At 39.5% G+C, this 18751-nt stretch carries 11 protein-coding genes and 1 tRNA gene; 4 read left to right on the forward strand and 8 right to left on the reverse strand.

Annotation, left to right across the window (positions count from 1 at the left end):
* Positions 1 to 78 precede the first annotated feature (78 nt).
* From BM192_RS16745 to BM192_RS16765, 5 genes are all read right to left on the reverse strand, one after another.
* Positions 79 to 2502, reverse strand: a complete 2424-nt coding sequence (locus BM192_RS16745; RefSeq protein WP_037437678.1) for a glycoside hydrolase family 2 TIM barrel-domain containing protein — start codon at positions 2500 to 2502, stop codon at positions 79 to 81.
* A gap of 73 nt (positions 2503 to 2575) precedes the next feature.
* A complete protein-coding gene (locus BM192_RS16750; RefSeq protein ID WP_037437677.1) occupies positions 2576 to 4276 on the reverse strand; it encodes a RagB/SusD family nutrient uptake outer membrane protein in 1701 nt (566 codons plus the stop codon).
* 11 nt (positions 4277 to 4287) lie between these two features.
* A complete protein-coding gene (locus tag BM192_RS16755; RefSeq protein ID WP_081857444.1) occupies positions 4288 to 7413 on the reverse strand; it encodes a SusC/RagA family TonB-linked outer membrane protein in 3126 nt (1041 codons plus the stop codon).
* Between the two features lie 237 nt (positions 7414 to 7650).
* Positions 7651 to 11832: a hybrid sensor histidine kinase/response regulator transcription factor gene (locus BM192_RS16760; RefSeq protein ID WP_081857443.1), complete on the reverse strand. Its 4182-nt coding sequence runs from the start codon at positions 11830 to 11832 to the stop codon at positions 7651 to 7653.
* 149 nt (positions 11833 to 11981) lie between these two features.
* Complete coding sequence (locus tag BM192_RS16765; protein ID WP_037437673.1) at positions 11982 to 13049, reverse strand: SDR family oxidoreductase; 1068 nt, start codon at positions 13047 to 13049, stop codon at positions 11982 to 11984.
* Between the two features lie 132 nt (positions 13050 to 13181).
* Here BM192_RS16765 and BM192_RS16770 point away from each other — a divergent pair, with 132 nt between their 5' ends.
* Positions 13182 to 13799: a Crp/Fnr family transcriptional regulator gene (locus BM192_RS16770; RefSeq protein WP_234797584.1), complete on the forward strand. Its 618-nt coding sequence runs from the start codon at positions 13182 to 13184 to the stop codon at positions 13797 to 13799.
* A 61-nt stretch (positions 13800 to 13860) separates the two neighbouring features.
* Entirely contained in the window at positions 13861 to 14223 is a 363-nt protein-coding gene (locus BM192_RS16775; protein ID WP_037437672.1) for a VOC family protein, read from the forward strand.
* A 75-nt stretch (positions 14224 to 14298) separates the two neighbouring features.
* On the opposite strand, the gene BM192_RS16780 is transcribed toward BM192_RS16775, so the two are convergent.
* Complete coding sequence (locus BM192_RS16780) at positions 14299 to 15282, reverse strand: quinone oxidoreductase family protein (protein WP_037437671.1); 984 nt, start codon at positions 15280 to 15282, stop codon at positions 14299 to 14301.
* A 95-nt stretch (positions 15283 to 15377) separates the two neighbouring features.
* On the opposite strand from BM192_RS16780, the gene BM192_RS16785 reads away from it, so the two are divergent.
* Both BM192_RS16785 and BM192_RS16795 read left to right on the forward strand, forming a co-directional pair.
* The gene (locus tag BM192_RS16785) at positions 15378 to 15713 is read left to right on the forward strand and encodes a winged helix-turn-helix transcriptional regulator (protein WP_037437670.1); all 336 of its coding nucleotides are present in this window, start codon (positions 15378 to 15380) and stop codon (positions 15711 to 15713) included.
* 1106 nt (positions 15714 to 16819) lie between these two features.
* Positions 16820 to 17191, forward strand: a complete 372-nt coding sequence (locus tag BM192_RS16795) for a hypothetical protein (protein ID WP_037437667.1) — start codon at positions 16820 to 16822, stop codon at positions 17189 to 17191.
* Positions 17192 to 18211: 1020 nt separating this feature from the next.
* Here BM192_RS16795 and BM192_RS16805 read toward each other — a convergent pair.
* Both BM192_RS16805 and BM192_RS16810 read right to left on the reverse strand, forming a co-directional pair.
* Positions 18212 to 18285, reverse strand: a tRNA-Ala gene (locus BM192_RS16805).
* An 84-nt stretch (positions 18286 to 18369) separates the two neighbouring features.
* Complete coding sequence (locus BM192_RS16810; protein ID WP_037437664.1) at positions 18370 to 18708, reverse strand: cupin domain-containing protein; 339 nt, start codon at positions 18706 to 18708, stop codon at positions 18370 to 18372.
* Positions 18709 to 18751: the final 43 nt, after the last annotated feature.

Raw genomic sequence — 18751 nt, forward strand, 5'->3', positions numbered from 1 at the left:
GCAGCTTAAAACAAAAAACCTGCCTGGAGACATCAATGTCTCTGGGCAGGTTTTTTATTTTAAGCTAATCAATGAAATTTACTCCGACTTATAAGTAATTGTTTTAGATGTCAGTCCCGGAGAACTAAAGGTTACTTTTATTGTTCCTGCCTTTCCTTCAGATTGGATATAAGCCAATAGTTTTCCTCTATATACTTTTCTGCGATTTGACTGGTAACTTTCATGACTGGCAAGATCTCCGCTTTCCAGACCTAAAAGCTTAGCCGGACCTTCAATCGTAACCTCAACAGTTTGATCTGCATTAAAAACGCTGTTTCCGTCTTTATCTTTTAAAAGTAACTCGACCATCGAGACTCCTTTTGCTTTTTTATCGAAAGTTGTCCGATCTGTATTAGCCGTTATTTGAGTAGCATCAGTACTGGTAATCAAAATATAAGATGCGACCTCTTTTCCGTCTCGGTAGCCTTTAATCACCAGCGTACCCGGCTGATAGGCTACATCCCAATAAAGAGTAGGCTCCAGCTTCCCGGCCTTTTTTCTGCCCAGAGACTTCCCGTTCAGAAAAAGCTCAGCTTCTTCCGTGTTGGTGATCCCCTGAATCTTCAATTGAGCTCCTGCCTCCCAGTTCCAGGAAGGAACAGAACTCCATAGAAACTTCATATCCTCGTCAGCATCATTTTTCGAAGCCATGATATAAGCCATGGGTTTTTCTGTCCAAAGTGACTGTCTCAGGTAAAAATCATTTTTTGGGAAGCCTGCCATATCATATAAACCTGCACCGCTACTTCTCATCGGCCATTTTCTCGCTTCACCAACAAAATCGAACCCTGTCCATAAGAACTGGCCAAATATGTACTTGTTACTGTCAACAGCTAACCACTCATTTTTTCCTTTACCATTCTCACTACCATAGATAATTCTTTTAGGATATTTTTTATGATCCTCTGCATAGCGGTATTCCTGATAGTTATACCCTACCAGATCTAGTAGTCCAGGATAATCTGTAAAATTAGACATCACTACACCAGCTAATGCAGCAGTTACAGGACGCGTTGTATCATTCCTTTTGACTATATCGACCAGTTTCCTTGCAATATCTCCCATCTCACTGGCAGGTGGACTAGTCGGAGAATAACCTCTTCCATAAATCTGAGGATTACGACCACTACTGAGTATTTCATGAGAGTAAGGATCATTTGGATAGTCGATCTCATTACCTATACTCCACATAACAATTGAGGGATGGTTACGGCTCCGCAAGATCATATCTTCCAGATCACGCTCTGCCCATTCTGCGAAATATTCATGGTAACCATCTTTTCCCGGCGTGCCTTCATTCCAACCTTTGATCCATTTATTTTTTCCCAGTGCCCATTCATCGAATGCTTCATCCATAACCAGAAATCCCATTTCATCACACAGATCATATAAATAGTCCTGGTGCGGATAGTGGCTCATTCTGATTGCATTACACCCTACGTCTTTTAATTGCTGTAATCTCCTTCTCCATACTTCAACAGGTACCGCAGCACCTAATGCGCCTGCATCATGATGTACGCAGACACCTTTCATTTTCATATTCTGGCCATTCAGGAAGAAACCTTCGTTAGCATCAAAACGGATATCTCTCAAGCCAACTCTTTCTGTCTGCTGATCTACTTTCTTTCCATCGATAAAAATAGAGACATTCAAGTCATATAATGCCGGTTTGTCTACTGACCACAACTGCGGGGAGTTAAGCACAAAATCCATAGCTGTTTCTCCTTTTGCTACAGCACCCAGATTCAGTTGCTTTTCCGCCGTCGCAGCAACCTTTCCCTGAGGGTCTTTCAGCGTACTTTTTACGGTGACCACAGCAGCTTTAGCATTTGAATTTTCTACCTTTACGACCACATTCGCCAATGTCTTGTTAGTTCTAACTTCCGGAGTGGTAAACGTCAGTCCCCAAGTCGGGATATAAACCGGATTTTTCTTAATCAAGTAGACATTACGGTAAATCCCAGAACCAGGGTACCAGCGTGAATCTGCAAATTTGGTATGGTCTACTTTGACAGCGATCACATTACTTCCATTCTTACTCAGGTATTTACTAAGTTCATATTGAAAGGATACATAACCATTAGGTCTTTTTCCCAGGTAATGTCCGTTAATCCAGACTTCACTATTTTTATAAACCCCGTCAAAATAAATAAACGTTTTAGCAGAAATTTCTTCAGGTTTTAATTTAAATGTTTTACGATACCAGGCAATACCCCCTGGAAGATATCCTGTGCTGCTGGCCCATTCCTGGCTAAACGGCCCTTCAATACTCCAGTCATGGGGCAATTCCAGACTACGCCATTTTTGATCATTCAGATTGACCTTTTCAGCCTGCGGTAGGTCTCCTTTATGAAATTTCCAGCCCGTATTAAACAGTATGCGCTCACTGGCATCCTGTGCATTCAATAAAGCTGGACAAAGGAAACAAAGTAACATGAATAATAAATAGTATTTTCTTCTCATAATGCAGCAATGGTTCTTGTGAATTTTAATTGGAAAACAGCTTCAGAAAGGATCTTTCTGAAGCTGTTTAGTATTAATAGCCTGGATTTTGTTCCAGTTGATTATTTGATGTTAAGATTTCAGAACGTGGAATAGGGAGCCAATAATGCTTGGTTTCAAACCTTCTGCCATCCAGTGCTACTTTTGGAGTGTAGGTAAAAGTGCCATTTGAATTTTTAGTGATGATAATTCCTTTTGCGGGTTCATTTTCTGTTACCGCAGCAATCTGCCATCTTCTCACATCATAAAAACGGTGCTCTTCATAGGCAAGTTCCACCTGTCTTTCATTTCTGATTGCCAGACGCATATCTGTTTGATTAATACCTGCAGGAAGTGCTGGCATATTTACACCCTGCCTCGCCCGGATCATATTAATTGCCTGTACAGCAGATATAGAAGAACCTGGAGCTACGGCTTGCGGGCCATAAGCTTCATTGCTGGCTTCAGCAAAATTTAATAAAACTTCTGCATAACGAATATAGATCCAAGGCTGAAAACCGGCATTTCCCCATGGATTTTGCAGTGGGTAAGCATCATTCATATACTTCTTCAGATAATACCCTGTTTTACTTGTATTCCAGTTATCCTGCCCATCTCTGCTGTCTTTACCTCCAGGTATAAAAGTTTCCACATTACGACCTCTGTAAGGAGCGCCGTTATAAAGGATTGTCGCGGCAAAACGCGGATCACGATTCGCGTAAGGATTTGCCGGATTATATAATGGGTTCGACGTATTTGCAGGCAAACCATTCGTAAGCTGATAAGCATCGACCATATTCTGCATAGGTGTATTACCTGCCCAACCTCCATAACCATTTGGACCATTGGCAATTTCCATGTGCACATGATTCGCATTTCTGGTATACAAACGCTGAAAAATAGCTTCATCACTTTCGTTGATCAGGAACATATTGCCATATCCACCCTGATAAAGCGCATATTTGTTTAAGCTCATTACTTGTTGCGATGCAGTAACAGCATCAGCCCAGGTCCCTGCGTTATACAAAGGGCTGGCAGCGTATAAAAGTAAACGTCCTCTTAAAGCCAGGGCAGCTCCTTTTGTTGCTCTGCCCGACACCCAGTTACCGCCATTATCTTGAGGAAGTTTTTCTGCCGCCTCTGCAAACTGCGCAGCCGCATAGTCAATCCCCTCTTTGATGGTTTCCCGTTTAAATAATGAAGGATCCTGAAGGTTGTCATTCAAACCTAGCACGCGGTCTCCCATTAAAACCACTCTACCGTAGTTTCTAATCAGATCCAGGTAGCGGAAAGCTCTGATAAATTTAATCTCTCCTTCCAGCATACGCTTGTGGCCAGCACTCATATCAATCTTAGCCAGCACACTTAAGGCATAATTGCATTCCCGGATACTTCTGTAACTTCTACCCCAGAGAACACCCAGTGCACCCAGATTCTCCGGAGCTAATTGCCCGCGCTGAACCATCCAGGTATTGTCATCATTATTGTATAATGACTCATCCGTAAAGGAACTCGCCATACTGTACTCAAAACCTCGTCCAAATCCAGGATTTGTGCCGTCAGCTTCTTTATCCTGCAATCTTGTTCCAATGTATCCATTAGTAACAAAGGCCTCAAAAACAGCAGAATCTGTTTCTAGTGTATTGGTTGGGATTCTATCCGTTGCCGTAGTTTCCAGAAAATCTTTTTTACATGAACCCAGCGTAAATAGACTGCCGATCACGATAAAAACAGGTAATTTATAATTGTATTTCATCTTGGTTCTTATTAAAATTTCACGTTAGCGCCTAAATTGATGATCCTTTGCTGCGGATAAAATTGACCGCTTTCATTATTTCCTTCAGGATCGTAGTCTTTTACCTTACTAATTGTAAAGAGGTTAAATCCGCTGGCGAATACTCTTACACCAGAAACCTTCAATTTAGATAAGAAATCTGCTTTTAAGTTGTAAGCAAGTTCTACATTCTTTAACCTTAGGAAAGCTGCATTATTTAACCAGAAGTCATTTCTGTAGGCACCACCACTAATTGCGTTCGAAGCTCTTTCTGTTACCCTTGGAAAAGTTCCGTTAGGGTTAGTAGGACTAAATCTGTTATCTGCCCAGCTGCTGTAGAAATTACCTACACTACCTGCTTCAGGTAATACATATTGACTCACTTGTGCCTGACCGGCGAACAAAACTGACAGATCGAAATTTTTATAGGAAACGTTAAAATTGAAACCGTAAGTGATCTGCGGAACATTACCATATTTAGTTCTTGTCTGATCGTCGGCATTAATTACTCCGTCGCCATTAAAGTCCTGATACTGTAAGTCCCCAACCTTTGCGCCGTTGATATGTGGATAAGCATCCAGCTCTGCCTGTGTACGGAAAATGCCAATGCTGTTATAGAGTAAATAACTGTTTAACGGTCTTCCGGTTTGTCTTTGATAATCGAGCGTACCTGCTGCTTCATCAATAAAAATGATCTTGCTTTTTGCATAGGTAAAATTACCGGAAACTCCCCATCTCCATTCACTTCCAGTATGATTATAACCTAAAGTAGCCTCGAAACCTTTACTGTTTACCTTTCCAATATTCTCAGAAGGCACCAACGGCTTAAGATTATTCGGATCTGGCTCGAAAGGATTCACAATACCCGATGAACCTGGAAGCGAAGCATTTCTTGTTGTTAAAATATCTGAACGCTTCTGCTCAAAATAGATCGCTTCGAAAGTGAAGTTTTTCAGGAAAACAGCGTTAATACCGATATCCAGTTTCTTGGCTACTTCCCAGGTAATATTTGGATTGGCTAATTTAGATAGAGCCACACCTGGCTGAATAGTAGGCACACCACCTGGAGTCAGCGCTACAAAACCATTGTTAACCAAGGTGTAGTTGTCATAAAACTGAAATCCATTTACGTTATCATTACCTAATGAACCATAGGAACCTCTAATCTTCAACTCATCAAAGAAGTTGATATTGTTTTTAAACCATTCTTCTTTGTTAATTCTCCAGCCTGCAGAAACTGAAGGGAAAGACCCGTACTGATTACCTTTTGCAAAGATCGAAGAACCGTCTCTTCTTAATTGTCCTTCGAAAAGATATTTATCGTCAAAGGTATAAGCTAACCTGCTGATAATACTTCTACGGGTATAATTTGAACTATAACCCGAGTTCAGGAAGTCAATAGCCGCTGTTCCACCTTGCGAAAGTTCCGGCAGTTGCGTAGACAAATAGTTGAAACGCTGCGCATCAAAATACTCCAGGTTATTTTTACTTTGCTCATAACCAACAAAGGCATTGATATCATGACGACCAAAACGACGGGCATAATTCAATTTAACGTTGGAAGTTAATAAAGACTCACGACGCTGCGATTCTGTTAAAGTAGCTTTTTGATTATTTCCCCCTACAATATTACTGTTGTATAAACCAGTTGAAGGCACGTAGTTATAAAGCACATAAGGTTTATTAAAGCTTTTGCTGAAGGCATTCGATTTGTCTGCTGAGAAGAAACCATCTACTGAAAGTCCTTCTACACCAGGAATCTGATAACTACCTCTTAAAATTGCATTCAGTACCTGATTCGGATTGTTGGTGCTCCCCCCTAGGTCAGTAACCTGAACGGCCGGATTTTCATTTTCAATTCCAGTTGTAGGCAAGCCATTTGGATAGAATGCGGCAATGGTAGGTTTCGAACGATATAAAGAGCGGAAAATATTACCACCACCAGTAATTGGGAATTTACGATCCTCCTCCCTACCGGAAAGGGATAAACCAACCTTTAAACGTTTACTTATGTTTGCTTCCAGATTAGTTCTGAAGTTATACTGATTGTATTTTGTCGCGCCATTTTTATACAACCCTTGTTGGCTGATCGTTCCTAATGACATATAATATTTAACGTCTTCAGTTCCACCGTTTACAGAAAGGCTGTGTTGTGTCTGTCCTGCAACTTTATTCAGAACTGTTTTTGTCCAGTCTGTATTTGGATAGAGCAAAGGATCTGAACCGTTCCGGAATAACTCTATCTGTTCCGGTGTAAAAGACTGATTTAGTCCACCATTAGGATTAGAGTCAAAATTAATCTCATTCATGATCTGCGCATAAGTAGCGGCATCTGCCATCTTTGGCAATCGCGTTGGTGTGCTGAAACCCTGGTTAAAACTATAACTGACAACAGGTTTTCCGGTTTTACCTTTTTTGGTCGTTACCAGAATTACACCGTTAGCAGCACGGTTACCATAAATAGCTGCAGACGCATCTTTTAATACAGAGACACTTTCAATATCATTCGGATCCAGACGTTCCAAACCTCCTATTTGTCCTGGAATTCCATCTACCACAACAAGAACGTTGTTGCTACCTGTAGTGGCCAGTCCACGGATAGTAATGTTAGAGCCGTCATAACCTGGCTCTCCACCACGGTTGCTAATCACTACACCAGAAAATCTTCCGGCAAGTGCATTGGAAAGATTGGGCTGCGGACTTTTCACGAGATCCTCCCCTTTTACCTGGGAAATAGATCCGGTTACAGTCTCTTTCTTTTGCGTACCATAACCAACCACCATAACTTCATTTAAAGCACGGTCGTCACTTTGCAGCACAACGTTGATGGTCGTTTTACCTTGAGCAGAAACTTCCTGCACGGCAAATCCTACAGATGTGAACTGAAGAATGGCATTGTTGTCAGAAATACTAAGCTGATAATTACCATTGGCATCAGTGCTGGTGCCTGATGCGGCATTTTTAACCCTCACACTGATTCCAGGTAAAGGTTGATTATTACTGTCTGTTACCTTTCCGCGCAGCACTTGCTGTGCGAAGGCAGTAGAAGTCAGGATAAGGAGAATGCATATTCCCGTCATCAGTTGAATACTCTTTTTAAGAGAATATTTTAAATACATGATCGTAATTTTTGAGTGGACACTTAGAGAATTAATAATGGGATTTAAGCCCACGGATCAGGTGTCCCCTGACAGGTTGTTTTGTAGATTTCGTTTCATACTATATTTGGTTTGTGTTAAGTGCTCGTAAGGCTGCTGTTAAGTAGCGCCATGAACGAAGCTAAATTCGATATATTTACAGCCACGCCGTGAGGGGTAAACTCTCAAATAAGCGGGGGGATTTGAACAAAAACAGCTTTATTTCTCTTCTTTTCCCTTTAACAGGGATTTATGAACAGCATATTTGCTCCCGAATACTTTCCTGTATTTTTTAATATAGTCAGAAGGATTCATGGCAAACAGCTTATAGAATTGTTCCCTAAAATAACGTGCATCCCTGATCCCTACCAGAAGAGTCGTTTCCTGTACAGTAAGATCTGTATGAATAAATATTTCTGCTGCTTTACGTAAACGGATAAAGCGAATAAAGCTATTTGATGATTGTCCGGAAATAGATTTAATTTTAGTGTAGAGATTTGAACGGCTCATCCCGATTTCATCTGCGAGTGTACTGATGCCAAAATTAGGGTCGGTGATATGCCGTTCTACGATATCGATACAGCGGTCCAAAAACTCTTTATAATCTGCAGAAATTTTCAGGTTTGCAGATTTCAGTGTTATTTTATTATAGAAGTATGTCTGCAGGTTATTTCTGCTTTTCAGCAGACTATCCACAGTTACGATAAGAAATTTTTTATCAAACGGTTTGCTTACATACGCATCGGCGCCTCCTTCGATACCTTTAAGACGGGTTTCAGGAGAAGAACTTGCCGTCAGCAAAATGAATGGAATGTGATTAAGTGCCGGGTCTGCTTTAACCAAACTACAGAGTGCTAAACCATCCATATTTTGCATGAGTACATCACTGATAATTATATCCGGTAAATATTTGACTATCATTAAAAGGCCATCTTCACCATTTATAGCTTCCAGAATTTCATATTTCGGTTTAAAAATACTGCTGATGTAGCGCCTGATGTCATCATTATCGTCAATAATCAAAAGTGTTGGTTTTTCGGACAGGATTCCCTGTTGCAGGTCCAACGCATTTTCATCCTGCCTGAATTCCTGGCTTTCTGTTGTATTGAGTTCGGTAAAATCCTGCTCAAAAGTATTTAACTCGTCCAGAATCACTGAACTTTGCGGTTGATGGTCCAGAATCAGATGTTGCTTAAAGTGGTGCTTCCCCTTCAACAGCTCAATCTTGAATATTGTACCTTCATTGACTTTACTGGTAAAACTAACCTGACCATGATGATTGTCAACGAAATTTTTGACCAGGAACAGCCCTATTCCAAAACCGCCTTTAAAGTTTTTCTGATGTTGCTGAGATTTGTAAAAACGTTCGAACACCTTATTCCCGATCTTAGGATCTATCCCGGTTCCGGTATCCGCAACTGTTATGCTTACATTAGTTTGCGATTCCAGGATAGAAAGCTTCACAATTCCTCCATCGGCAGTATGACGTAAAGCATTGGAAATCAAATTAAATAAAGCAATTTCTATTTTTTCACGATCTGCATACAGTTCGGTATAGTCACTTTCTTTTTCAAAAGTATAAGTGATATTTTTTTTCGTTGCCTGGTAAGAAAAGCAGAGAAAAACCTCTTCACACAGCTCAATAAGGTTAATCCTGGAGATATTAAGCTGATCGGACTGAGTCTCTGCCTTATTAAACAAAAGCAACTGGTCAATAAGGCTTAATAACCTTTTTGCATTCCGGTAAACAATATTCAGATTTCCTAAGTCTGAACTCGTCTGCTGATCCTGGATCATTTCCTTTACCGGATTAATAATCAGGGTAAGGGGACTTCGGAATTCATGGGAAATATTTGTAAAAAAAGATAATTTACTCTGATGCAGTTCCCGTTCTTGCTGTGCTTCCAGGTTAGCAATGCGGATCCTGTATTTGAGCTTGGCCTGTTTAGATTTATAATGGACAAATCCATAAATCAAAGCGGCAACTAAAACAGCATAAAGTGTGTAGGCCCACCAGCTCTTATACCAGGGAGGTAAAATGTGAATAGTAATCGCAGCGAAATTTTCCTGCCAGATATTATCCTGATTGGTCGCTATAACTTTAAAAGTATAGGTGCCAGGTTGCAGATACCTGTAGGTCGCAGACCGTTGCCGCTTCACATAATTCCAGTCATTATCTAAACCTTCGAGTTTGTATGCAAACTGTGCATCATGTGGATAAGCATAGTTTAACGCTGCATACTGTATAGAAAACACCGATTGATTAGCTTCTAATGTCAATTCTTCTCCCGCATTAACATGGACCAGATTACCTTTATCTTTTTCTGCCCGGCCATACAATTGCAGACCAATAATACTGATCTGTGGTTTAAAGGTACTCGGCATTATAGTTTTGGGGTAAAACAAATTCCACCCTTCTGTACCACCAAAACACATAAAACCACTACTGCCGTCTACCATCGCCGACCCGGCGTTAAACTGGCCACCCTGAAGTCCATCGCTTCCACTGAAGTTATAAACTTGTTTGGTATTCAGATCAATACTTGATAAACCATCATTAGTACTTATCCAGACTTTGCCCGGGCTCTCCTGCAGGATGGCATACACTGTATTATCGGCCAGCCCGTTCTTTTCACTGAATTTCAGTAATGATTTCTGGCGGGTATCATAAACTAACAACCCATTTCCCTCCGACCCGATCCATAATCTTTTTTGCCCATCCAGGTGTAAAGCATAGAGAATGTTACCAGATAAATTGACACGGGATTTTCCATCCTGGAGAAATGGATAAATCTTATTTTCTCTAACTACTAGATAGTTAAGCCCCCCGCCATAAGTCCCTATCCAAAGATTTCCTTTTTCATCGTTTTCTAAAGAACGGACATCATTAGAACTAATGCGGCTATTAACCATATTATAATTTATAAACTTTCCAGTCTGACCATCTAATTTACTCAAGCCACCACCATTAGTTCCTATCCAGATATTTCCATGATCATCTTCGTGTATAACCCGCACATCATTACCAGCAATAGAACCAGATTTACGGGGATCATATTTATAACTAACAAAACCATCTTTAGCAGGGTCATAGCGCAACAATCCGTTGGCATATGTGCCGAACCAGAGGTTATTTTTACTATCCTTGAAAGCACTCAGTATTGCATTATCTGTAAGACTGTTCGGCCGGCCATCAGCCAGGTAATGCCGGAGTACTTTTCCATCTTTTCGGGATTTATAAATTCCATCACCGTCAGTTCCTAGCCAAAGATTCCCCTCCGCATCCATACACATCCCATAATACCGCAGATAGCTTTCCCCACTTTTATTGATCAATTTTCTCTTAAACTTCTTAAACTTCGCGGGCGTCTTGCTAACCATATAAACACCGTCTCCATAAGTACCCAGCCAGAGATTTTCGTCACGGTCCAAAAACAAATCCGGAACTGAGCGTGGGGTAATACCAAATCCATTTTCATCTTTGACCTGATCGAAAATTAACTCTTTAGGCGCCACTTCACCTAACTTATTCAGATCCAAATGATAAAGTCCACCTTCCTGTAAACCAATATATAATTGGTGATCACTGTCTTCTGCAAGTGATAGAAAAACGTTGCTGATGAACTGATGACTACCTGCAGAAAAGACATGAAAATTATTGGTTTTACGCTCATATAACCATAAACCCCGCGATGTCGCAATCCACATATTCTGAAGATGATCCCGGTAAATCGCATTCACCCGGCTTGAGGGCATCTGATTATGAGCGCTAAAAAGCTGTTCCGGAACTTTATTCCGATTGAGCCTAAATGCACAAAGGCCGGCATCTCTTGTCCCGACCCAGAGTATACCAAATGGATCTTCTTCGATGCTCAATATGGAATTACTAGGCAATCCTTTCAGAGATTTCATCGTGTAATTTTTGAAATGCCCTGTTTTTTTGTCAAGATATGAAAAACCATTTCCACTGGTCGCTACCCACAAATTACCCAAAGTATTCTGACTGATTCCCGCCACATCTGCTTTGCTGCGTTGTGGTAAAATAGGATGATTTTTAAATTTCTCCGTACTTACATCAAAGCTGTAGAGTCCTTTTCTCGAAGAAATCCAGAAGCTACCGTTCTCGTCCCTGGTGAGTTTCTGGATATAATTATCCGGTATTCCCGCAGAATCATCGGGATCTGATTTGAAAGTGCGGAAATTAATGCCATCAAAACGATTCAGGCCATTTCCAGTAGCAAACCAGATGAACCCATTTTTATCCTGATTGATACTATTGATAATATTAAAGGAGAGCCCCTCCTTTTGCGTATAATGCATAGTTTTTCCTGATGGCACTTGTCCATAAACAGAAAAACTTAATAAAAATAACAGAATGGAGAGCACCCTCATCAAAATCATTTTAGTATTTAAACCCCGTCACATATATACCAATATTATTTATAATATGTCATATTGACGGTATAAAAACAAGTGAATGGATTCCACAAAAAATCCCTCTTTAAAAAATTTTAAAGAGGGATTGATAAGAAATCAGGTGTATTATTGATTTAAGGAATTAAGTTTTCGCGCTTCAATTTTTCGAAAAGATTATAAAATGCTTCTTCTGTATCCTGGAAAACAGTAAAGCCCATTTTTCTGCTCTTTGACATGTCTGTCATCACTTCAATCGGCCTGCCCAGATCAAGATCAGTATGCCATGCTGTTGCCAGACGACTCAGCGAATTTTCTTTCAATTTGTATTTTTCCGCAATCTGTTTCCAGATTTCTCCATCATTAGCCATGGTGAGCTCTAAAGGATGGATTTGCCCATCAAAACCAACAGGAGCCACATCAAAATACCCGGCCAGTCGTTTCCATAACCTGCTCCAACGAAATACGTCTCCATTGACAATATTAAACGCCTCATTTCGGGCGACATCAGTTGTAGATGCCCAAATCAGATGCTCTGCTAATACACCTGCATCTGTTACATCAGATATGCCGTTCCATTGCGCAGAAGAACCCGGCCATATAAATTTCCGTCCCGTCTCTTTGCAAATACTTGCATAAACGGCCAGGGTTGTGCCCATATTCATCGCATTTCCAACTGCCATACCGATAACAGTGTGCGGTCTATGAATACTCCAGGTAAAACCATCCCGTTCTGCGGCGGCATATACTTCGTCTTCCTGTGCATAGTAAAAATTCTCCAAATCCAATCTTGGGTGTTCTTCACGCAGTGGTGTTTCAGGTAGAAATCCCTCTTTTGCATAAGCCTCGAATGGACCTAGATAATGTTTCAACCCGGTAACTAGAGCCACGTGTTCAACCGATTTTCCTTCTGACAATACACTCAGGAGATTTCGAACCATTAGCCCGTTAACCCGAATATTTTCTGCCTCGGTTTCATTGCGCATCCAGGTCGTAATGTAAACATGCGTTGGTCTGACCTCAGCTAATGCCTTTCTTAAACTATCAAGATCCATAAGGTCGGCGGCAACAGGCTTAAGTTCTTTATTTTCTATATTCGGTCTACGCGCAAGCCCATAAGTTTCCCAGCCTCTTGAAATTAATTTCTCTGCAAGGTTACTTCCTGCTATCCCACTTGAACCAACTACTAAAGCTATTTTGTCCATATCAATATATTTTTTGAATTCATAAAAATCTTATGCAATATTAAAGAGTTGAAAGCGGTTCACCCTTGACCTGTGTCAAATAAGAAACTTGATCCAGATCAAGCGAAGTTCCTTTGCACCTACAGGTAGTCCATGAAAGAATTATCTTTACTTCCAGAACAAGAAGATATGATCGATATACTTTTCAAACATATTCAGGATAAGGTGTCACTTACCGAGATGGACAAGGAATTGATAAAGCCCTTTTTTATTGAAAAAAAATTAAGGAGAAAACAGTACTTGCTTCAGGAAGGTGATGTTTGTAAGTACTTGTCATTCGTGGCCTCCGGATTGATACGCACTTATAACGTAGATGAGAAGGGAGATGAACATATGAGTGTTTTTGGCTGGGAGGGCTGGTGGATTTCCGATTTCAACAGCTTTCTTTCAGGTGAGGCCTCAGTATTTAATATTGATGCTATTGAAGAAGCTGAACTGCTACTCATCTCATTATCGAATTATGAGGCACTCACATTAGCTGTACCGGTTATGGACCGGTATTTCCGTATCCTCTACCAAAATAGCCTGGTTACAAAGGAAAAGCGGTTAATGAGCTCCATAACCCATAATGCTGAAGAAAAGTATGTGCAGCTTATAAATTCCAACCCCCAGATTATTGAGCGTATCCCCCAAAACCTCATTGCCTCTTACCTGGGTATTGCTCCAGAAACGCTAAGCCGGATAAAGAAAAAACTGGTACTTAGAAAGTAATAGGAAATTTAAAGCTCAGTATACGAATCTATTCACTACTAACCATTTAAAATTATTTTATATGAAACAAAACGCAGTTTCCGTCCGGCCATTTATTGGTGCTAAAGATTTTGAACAGTCCCGGAATTTTTATCAGGATATTGGATTTAATGAAACAGTTCTAAGTCCCGTATTATCCCTATTCAAATGGGGCGAATTAGGTTTCTATTTACAGGATGCTTACGTAAAGGATTGGATTGATAATACCATGGTGTTCTTTCAGGTTGAAAATGTAACGCATACCTGGGATGAATTGATTTCTTTGGAACTGGAAAAAAAATATCCGGATGTTAAGCTGACACCTATCCGTGTAGAAAATTGGGGGCGGGAATGTTTTCTGCATGATCCATCGGGGATACTCTGGCATTTTGGCGAATTTTATTGATTTAAAGGGTAGGACTTTAAATAAAAAGCCTTCCAACATTCGCTGAAAGGCTTCTTAAATAATTGGGAATCAGACCTACATTGTCATCACTAACTTTTTCCCGTTCGTCTGATTTTTTTCCATCAGGTGGTGAGCTTCTGACACAGTCTCTACGCTGATTGGTCCGATGATCCGAATTTCCGGAACAGTTATTTGCTTGCTGCTGATAAGCTCAGCAATAGCATTTAACACGCTATTGTCTTGTATTTCAGCATATGCGGCAATGTTCATAACGGTTGCTGCTTTATCAAACAAAATCTCACGAGTATTTTGAGTACCATGAAGCGTAACATCCAGATAGTTTCCGTTTATGGCAAGTATTCTGGCAGTAATCTCGGAGATAGTGCTGCCTACCAGATCGACCGCATGGTCGTAAAATCTTCCTCCATTTGCTGATAAGAGCACCTTATCCAGATTTGGAGTATGATAATCAATAATTCTTTCATCTGGTAAGCCGAGGCTTTTCAAGACAGCAATACTTTCTGGATTTCCGGCAACCGCAACTACATGAGCATCAGGATGATCACGCATTAATAGTACTAAAAGGAAGCGCCCTACTCCTCCTGCGGCACCATTTATAAAAACGCTCTCCCCAGATTTCCAGCCCATCCTGTTCACACATAACCATGCGGTCATACTGGCAATGGGAAGGGATGCCGCTTCTTCCAGACTGATGTTGGCCGGTTTATGGATAAGCTCAGCACTAGAAATAGCTATATACTCAGCATAGGCTCCATTACTTCCCTTCTCGATGCTACATCCAAAAACCTCATCGCCTTCTTTGAAGTCATTAACAGCTACTCCCGTTTTTTCGACTATTCCAGAAAATTCAATACCCAGGATATTTCCTATCATCAGCTCGCGTTCTCTTTCCCCTCGACGCATTTGATGATCTATCGGATTGAAGGCAGCAGCTTTTATACGTACTAAAACTTCACTATCGCCAAACACAGGAATGTTAATTTCTTCTTGTCCGAAGTTTTCTGTTCCTCCAAACCCATTCAATACTATTGTTTTCATTTTTCTTATCTTTAGGAAAACAAACGTAGCTTAAAATAGCCCGGTTTGGCCCCTACCTACTTTAAAGTGAGTTACTCATAAAAATAGAAGTACCAATGAAAAAATCTAATTCATCCAACGCAATTAACAAAGAGTTTCTCCACAGGTCCTGCAGCGTAAATGAAGCTATTGATTTGATTTCTGGCAGATGGAAAGCATTGATTATTATATATATACATGAAGGTCAAAATCGGTTTAGTCTGCTCAAGAACATACTCAGCCCTATTTCTGACCAAATACTGGGCCGGCAGCTTAAGGACCTGGAACAGAATGGACTGATCTCTAAAACTATTGTTCCTGAAGTGCCCGTTAGAGTAGACTATGAACTTACCGCTAAGGGCAAGTCCTTATTGTCCATTTTTGATTCCCTTGAAGAGTGGATTGCGTCTTAGGGCAGCGTTACAAACGTAAAAGAAGAATGCTCAAATACATTAAAACATTCGAAATAAATGGATGACTAAACTTCTTTATAGGACTCCATCCATCATTATTTAATCCTATAATTTGCCTACAGACGCAATGTAGTTAGATTCTTCGACAGAATGAATTTCATTTACGCACAGTATGAAAACCGTACGCGATTTGTGAACGGCACCGTGCAAATTCCAGTCATATTGAAATTTACTGAATTCAGAAAAATTCCCTTCAAAACAAAAAAGCCTTCCAGAACTAACTGAAAGGCTTTTTAAGGTGTGGAGAATAGCGGAGTCGAACCGCTGACCTCTTGCCTGAAGGTATCATAATGCATACCACAGTCGTTCCAATCATGGTAATATCCACTTAATGGTTGGGAACAATGATCATGAAGGTATTCAATGATATCAAATAAATCATCCTCTGTATACAAATACATATGATTATGAAGAGGCTATAGGTTATCTTTTCGAAGATCAAGAAAAATCATTGATAATATATCAGTTCCTAACGCACCTGGAACTATATCTTGATCGACGCAATAGTAACCAAAGTACTTTTGGAAGTATCCATTTGGTTGTATATTACTAAATATAGCTTCTTTAATAACTTGAGAGAGAGTTCCGGAGACTCGTCAATTTTACCTTGTCTTCTGGAGTAATATAGTTTTCTTTCTGGCATCTTCTGCGTGAACTTAACCCAAATAAGTCGTTTAATACCAAATATAATATTATTAACGGGGTTAAACAGTTGTCTTTCGATCCATAAAATTATTAAGAAGTAATGGAGTAAGTAGAAAAATGTATGGCATACAAGTAAGTTTATGCTGGAATTTCTATAAACATCATAAGAACGATCAGAAATCAATCCTATACTATCCATATTTTGTATCTCCTAGAGATTCATTCATCTTTTAAACGCCTTAATAATGATATTTTATAGAGTAATGTTATTCTTGGCTTATAATATTGGCTCATCATATGTCATTAAACTTTTTTAAATCGCAACAGTAGAATACGGAAAACTGTAATTGACTAATAACTTGAAAGTTAAACGTATCTTTGTTTAAATTAAATCAAAATTTATGAAAATATTTAGACTCTTACTAATTACTATTTGTGTCACCTTATTTGCTAATAATGTCAAATCTCAGGTTAACCCATCAAGTACTTATGTTTCTGGTTACACAAAATCAGACGGTTCTTATGTCAATGGTTATTACAAAACAACACCAAACAATACAAATAGGGATAATTACACCACTAAACCCAATGTTAATCCATACACAGGTTCAGTTGGATATGTTCAGCCCGATACTAAGCCACTAACAACCAGTTCATCATATTCTGCACCATCTTATTCTGCACCATCTTATTCCGCTCCGGTTTCTACTGGGTCAAGGGGAGGCCAGTATTACATCAACAGCAACGGGAATAAAACTTACATTAAAAGGTGATAGCATTATCACCATCATTATCAAAGCCTTTCACTCTTGGAAGGCTTTTTTAGTTTTGTCAATTCCCAATACATATACATTTGGAATGTGATTTGGCATGATCTGTTATAAGGAAATAGCTTACCTAACCTTCGCGAATTTGTGGTTAAAATCAACATCCATTTTATAAGCAAGATCGATGGTTTTAGCGTACTCATTAATCTTGGTTCTTGATATACCATAACTAATCTTTAGCTATTTGTGAATCCGAAATTAGAAAATATGAAGTGTTTAAATGGTAAGGTGATATTAATCCAGTGCAGCCTTCGCTTCGGCTTCTAAAAAAATTTACTGTTGCAGCACTTTGTTCTGACTTCAGGTATCCTAATACTCGAATTGCCTTATTATAATTTTCTATTGAATAATCTTTATTGATAAATTCATGTGTATCAAGAATTGATAGGTGAAGTTATTCCTGATACTATTTATAGTGATTATGTTTGCGAGTATACCTTCATCATTCATTGCCAATTTATCTTTCAATATTTCTGTAGCTTGTGCTATTTTTAGGTGCTTTGAAGATTTTATGTAGTATTGGCAACGACAATTGTTCTTACAAACTAGGTTTTCACTTATTCGACAGAACTCATGTAAATGGCCTAATGAGCTCATTATAATAGCCTCAATTACTGAAACTAAATTAACTAAAGCTCCTTTTAGTAATAGTTTTTCCACTATACCCCAAACCTGTAGTCTATTAATGAGATAGTTGTGTAGGTCACTTTGCATTAAAGAATAAGCAATACTGTCTCTTTGTTTACTATTTCCTATGAGATCGCGTAACCTATACTCATTTTCAAAGTGTAATCGCGTGTATTCACCATAATGTAATTGGTTATGGCTAAATCTTGCGCTCATTTTTCACATAAATCTCACATAAAATGTGTGAAATTAGTGTGAGAACATGTGGTAAAAAAGTCTGAAAGTGCTGCTAAGAAACAAAAAAACCCTCCAGAACTAACTGAAAGGTTTTTTAAGGTGTGGAGAATAGCGGAGTCGAACCGCTGACCTCTTGCCTGCCAGGCAAGCGCTCTAGCCAGCTGAGCTAATCCCCCTCGTGGCTTATGGATGGCAAAAATAGCAATTAGTTTGAGGAATGCAAATAAATATTAACAGACCTCAGTATCCTTCTAAGCGTATTACAGGTCCGTTCTGTCACCATGGGATTTCGGCTCAGAAATAACCAGGAACTCTAATTCATTAACACCATGATTAGCAATGGAATGTACTGTTCCTTTTGGAATATGCATACTTTCTCCCGAATTTACGGTGAGTAACTCATCTTTAATTTTAAAGATTGCAGTTCCTGATAAAATAAAAAATAATTGCTGTGCTTGTGTATGAATATGGATCCGCTCTGCCGTACCAGGGGGCATCTTCTCCTGAATAACACTTAAGCTATCTGTTTTTAACAGGAGCCAGCCATCACAATTTTCACCCCATTTATAGTGTTCCGAATTTTGAATTGATTTGATCATACTACTGAATAATTAATTATCTGCTAATTTCCCACCTATAACA

The organism is Pedobacter antarcticus (assembly GCF_900112985.1).
In the GTDB taxonomy this organism is placed as follows: domain Bacteria; phylum Bacteroidota; class Bacteroidia; order Sphingobacteriales; family Sphingobacteriaceae; genus Pedobacter; species Pedobacter antarcticus.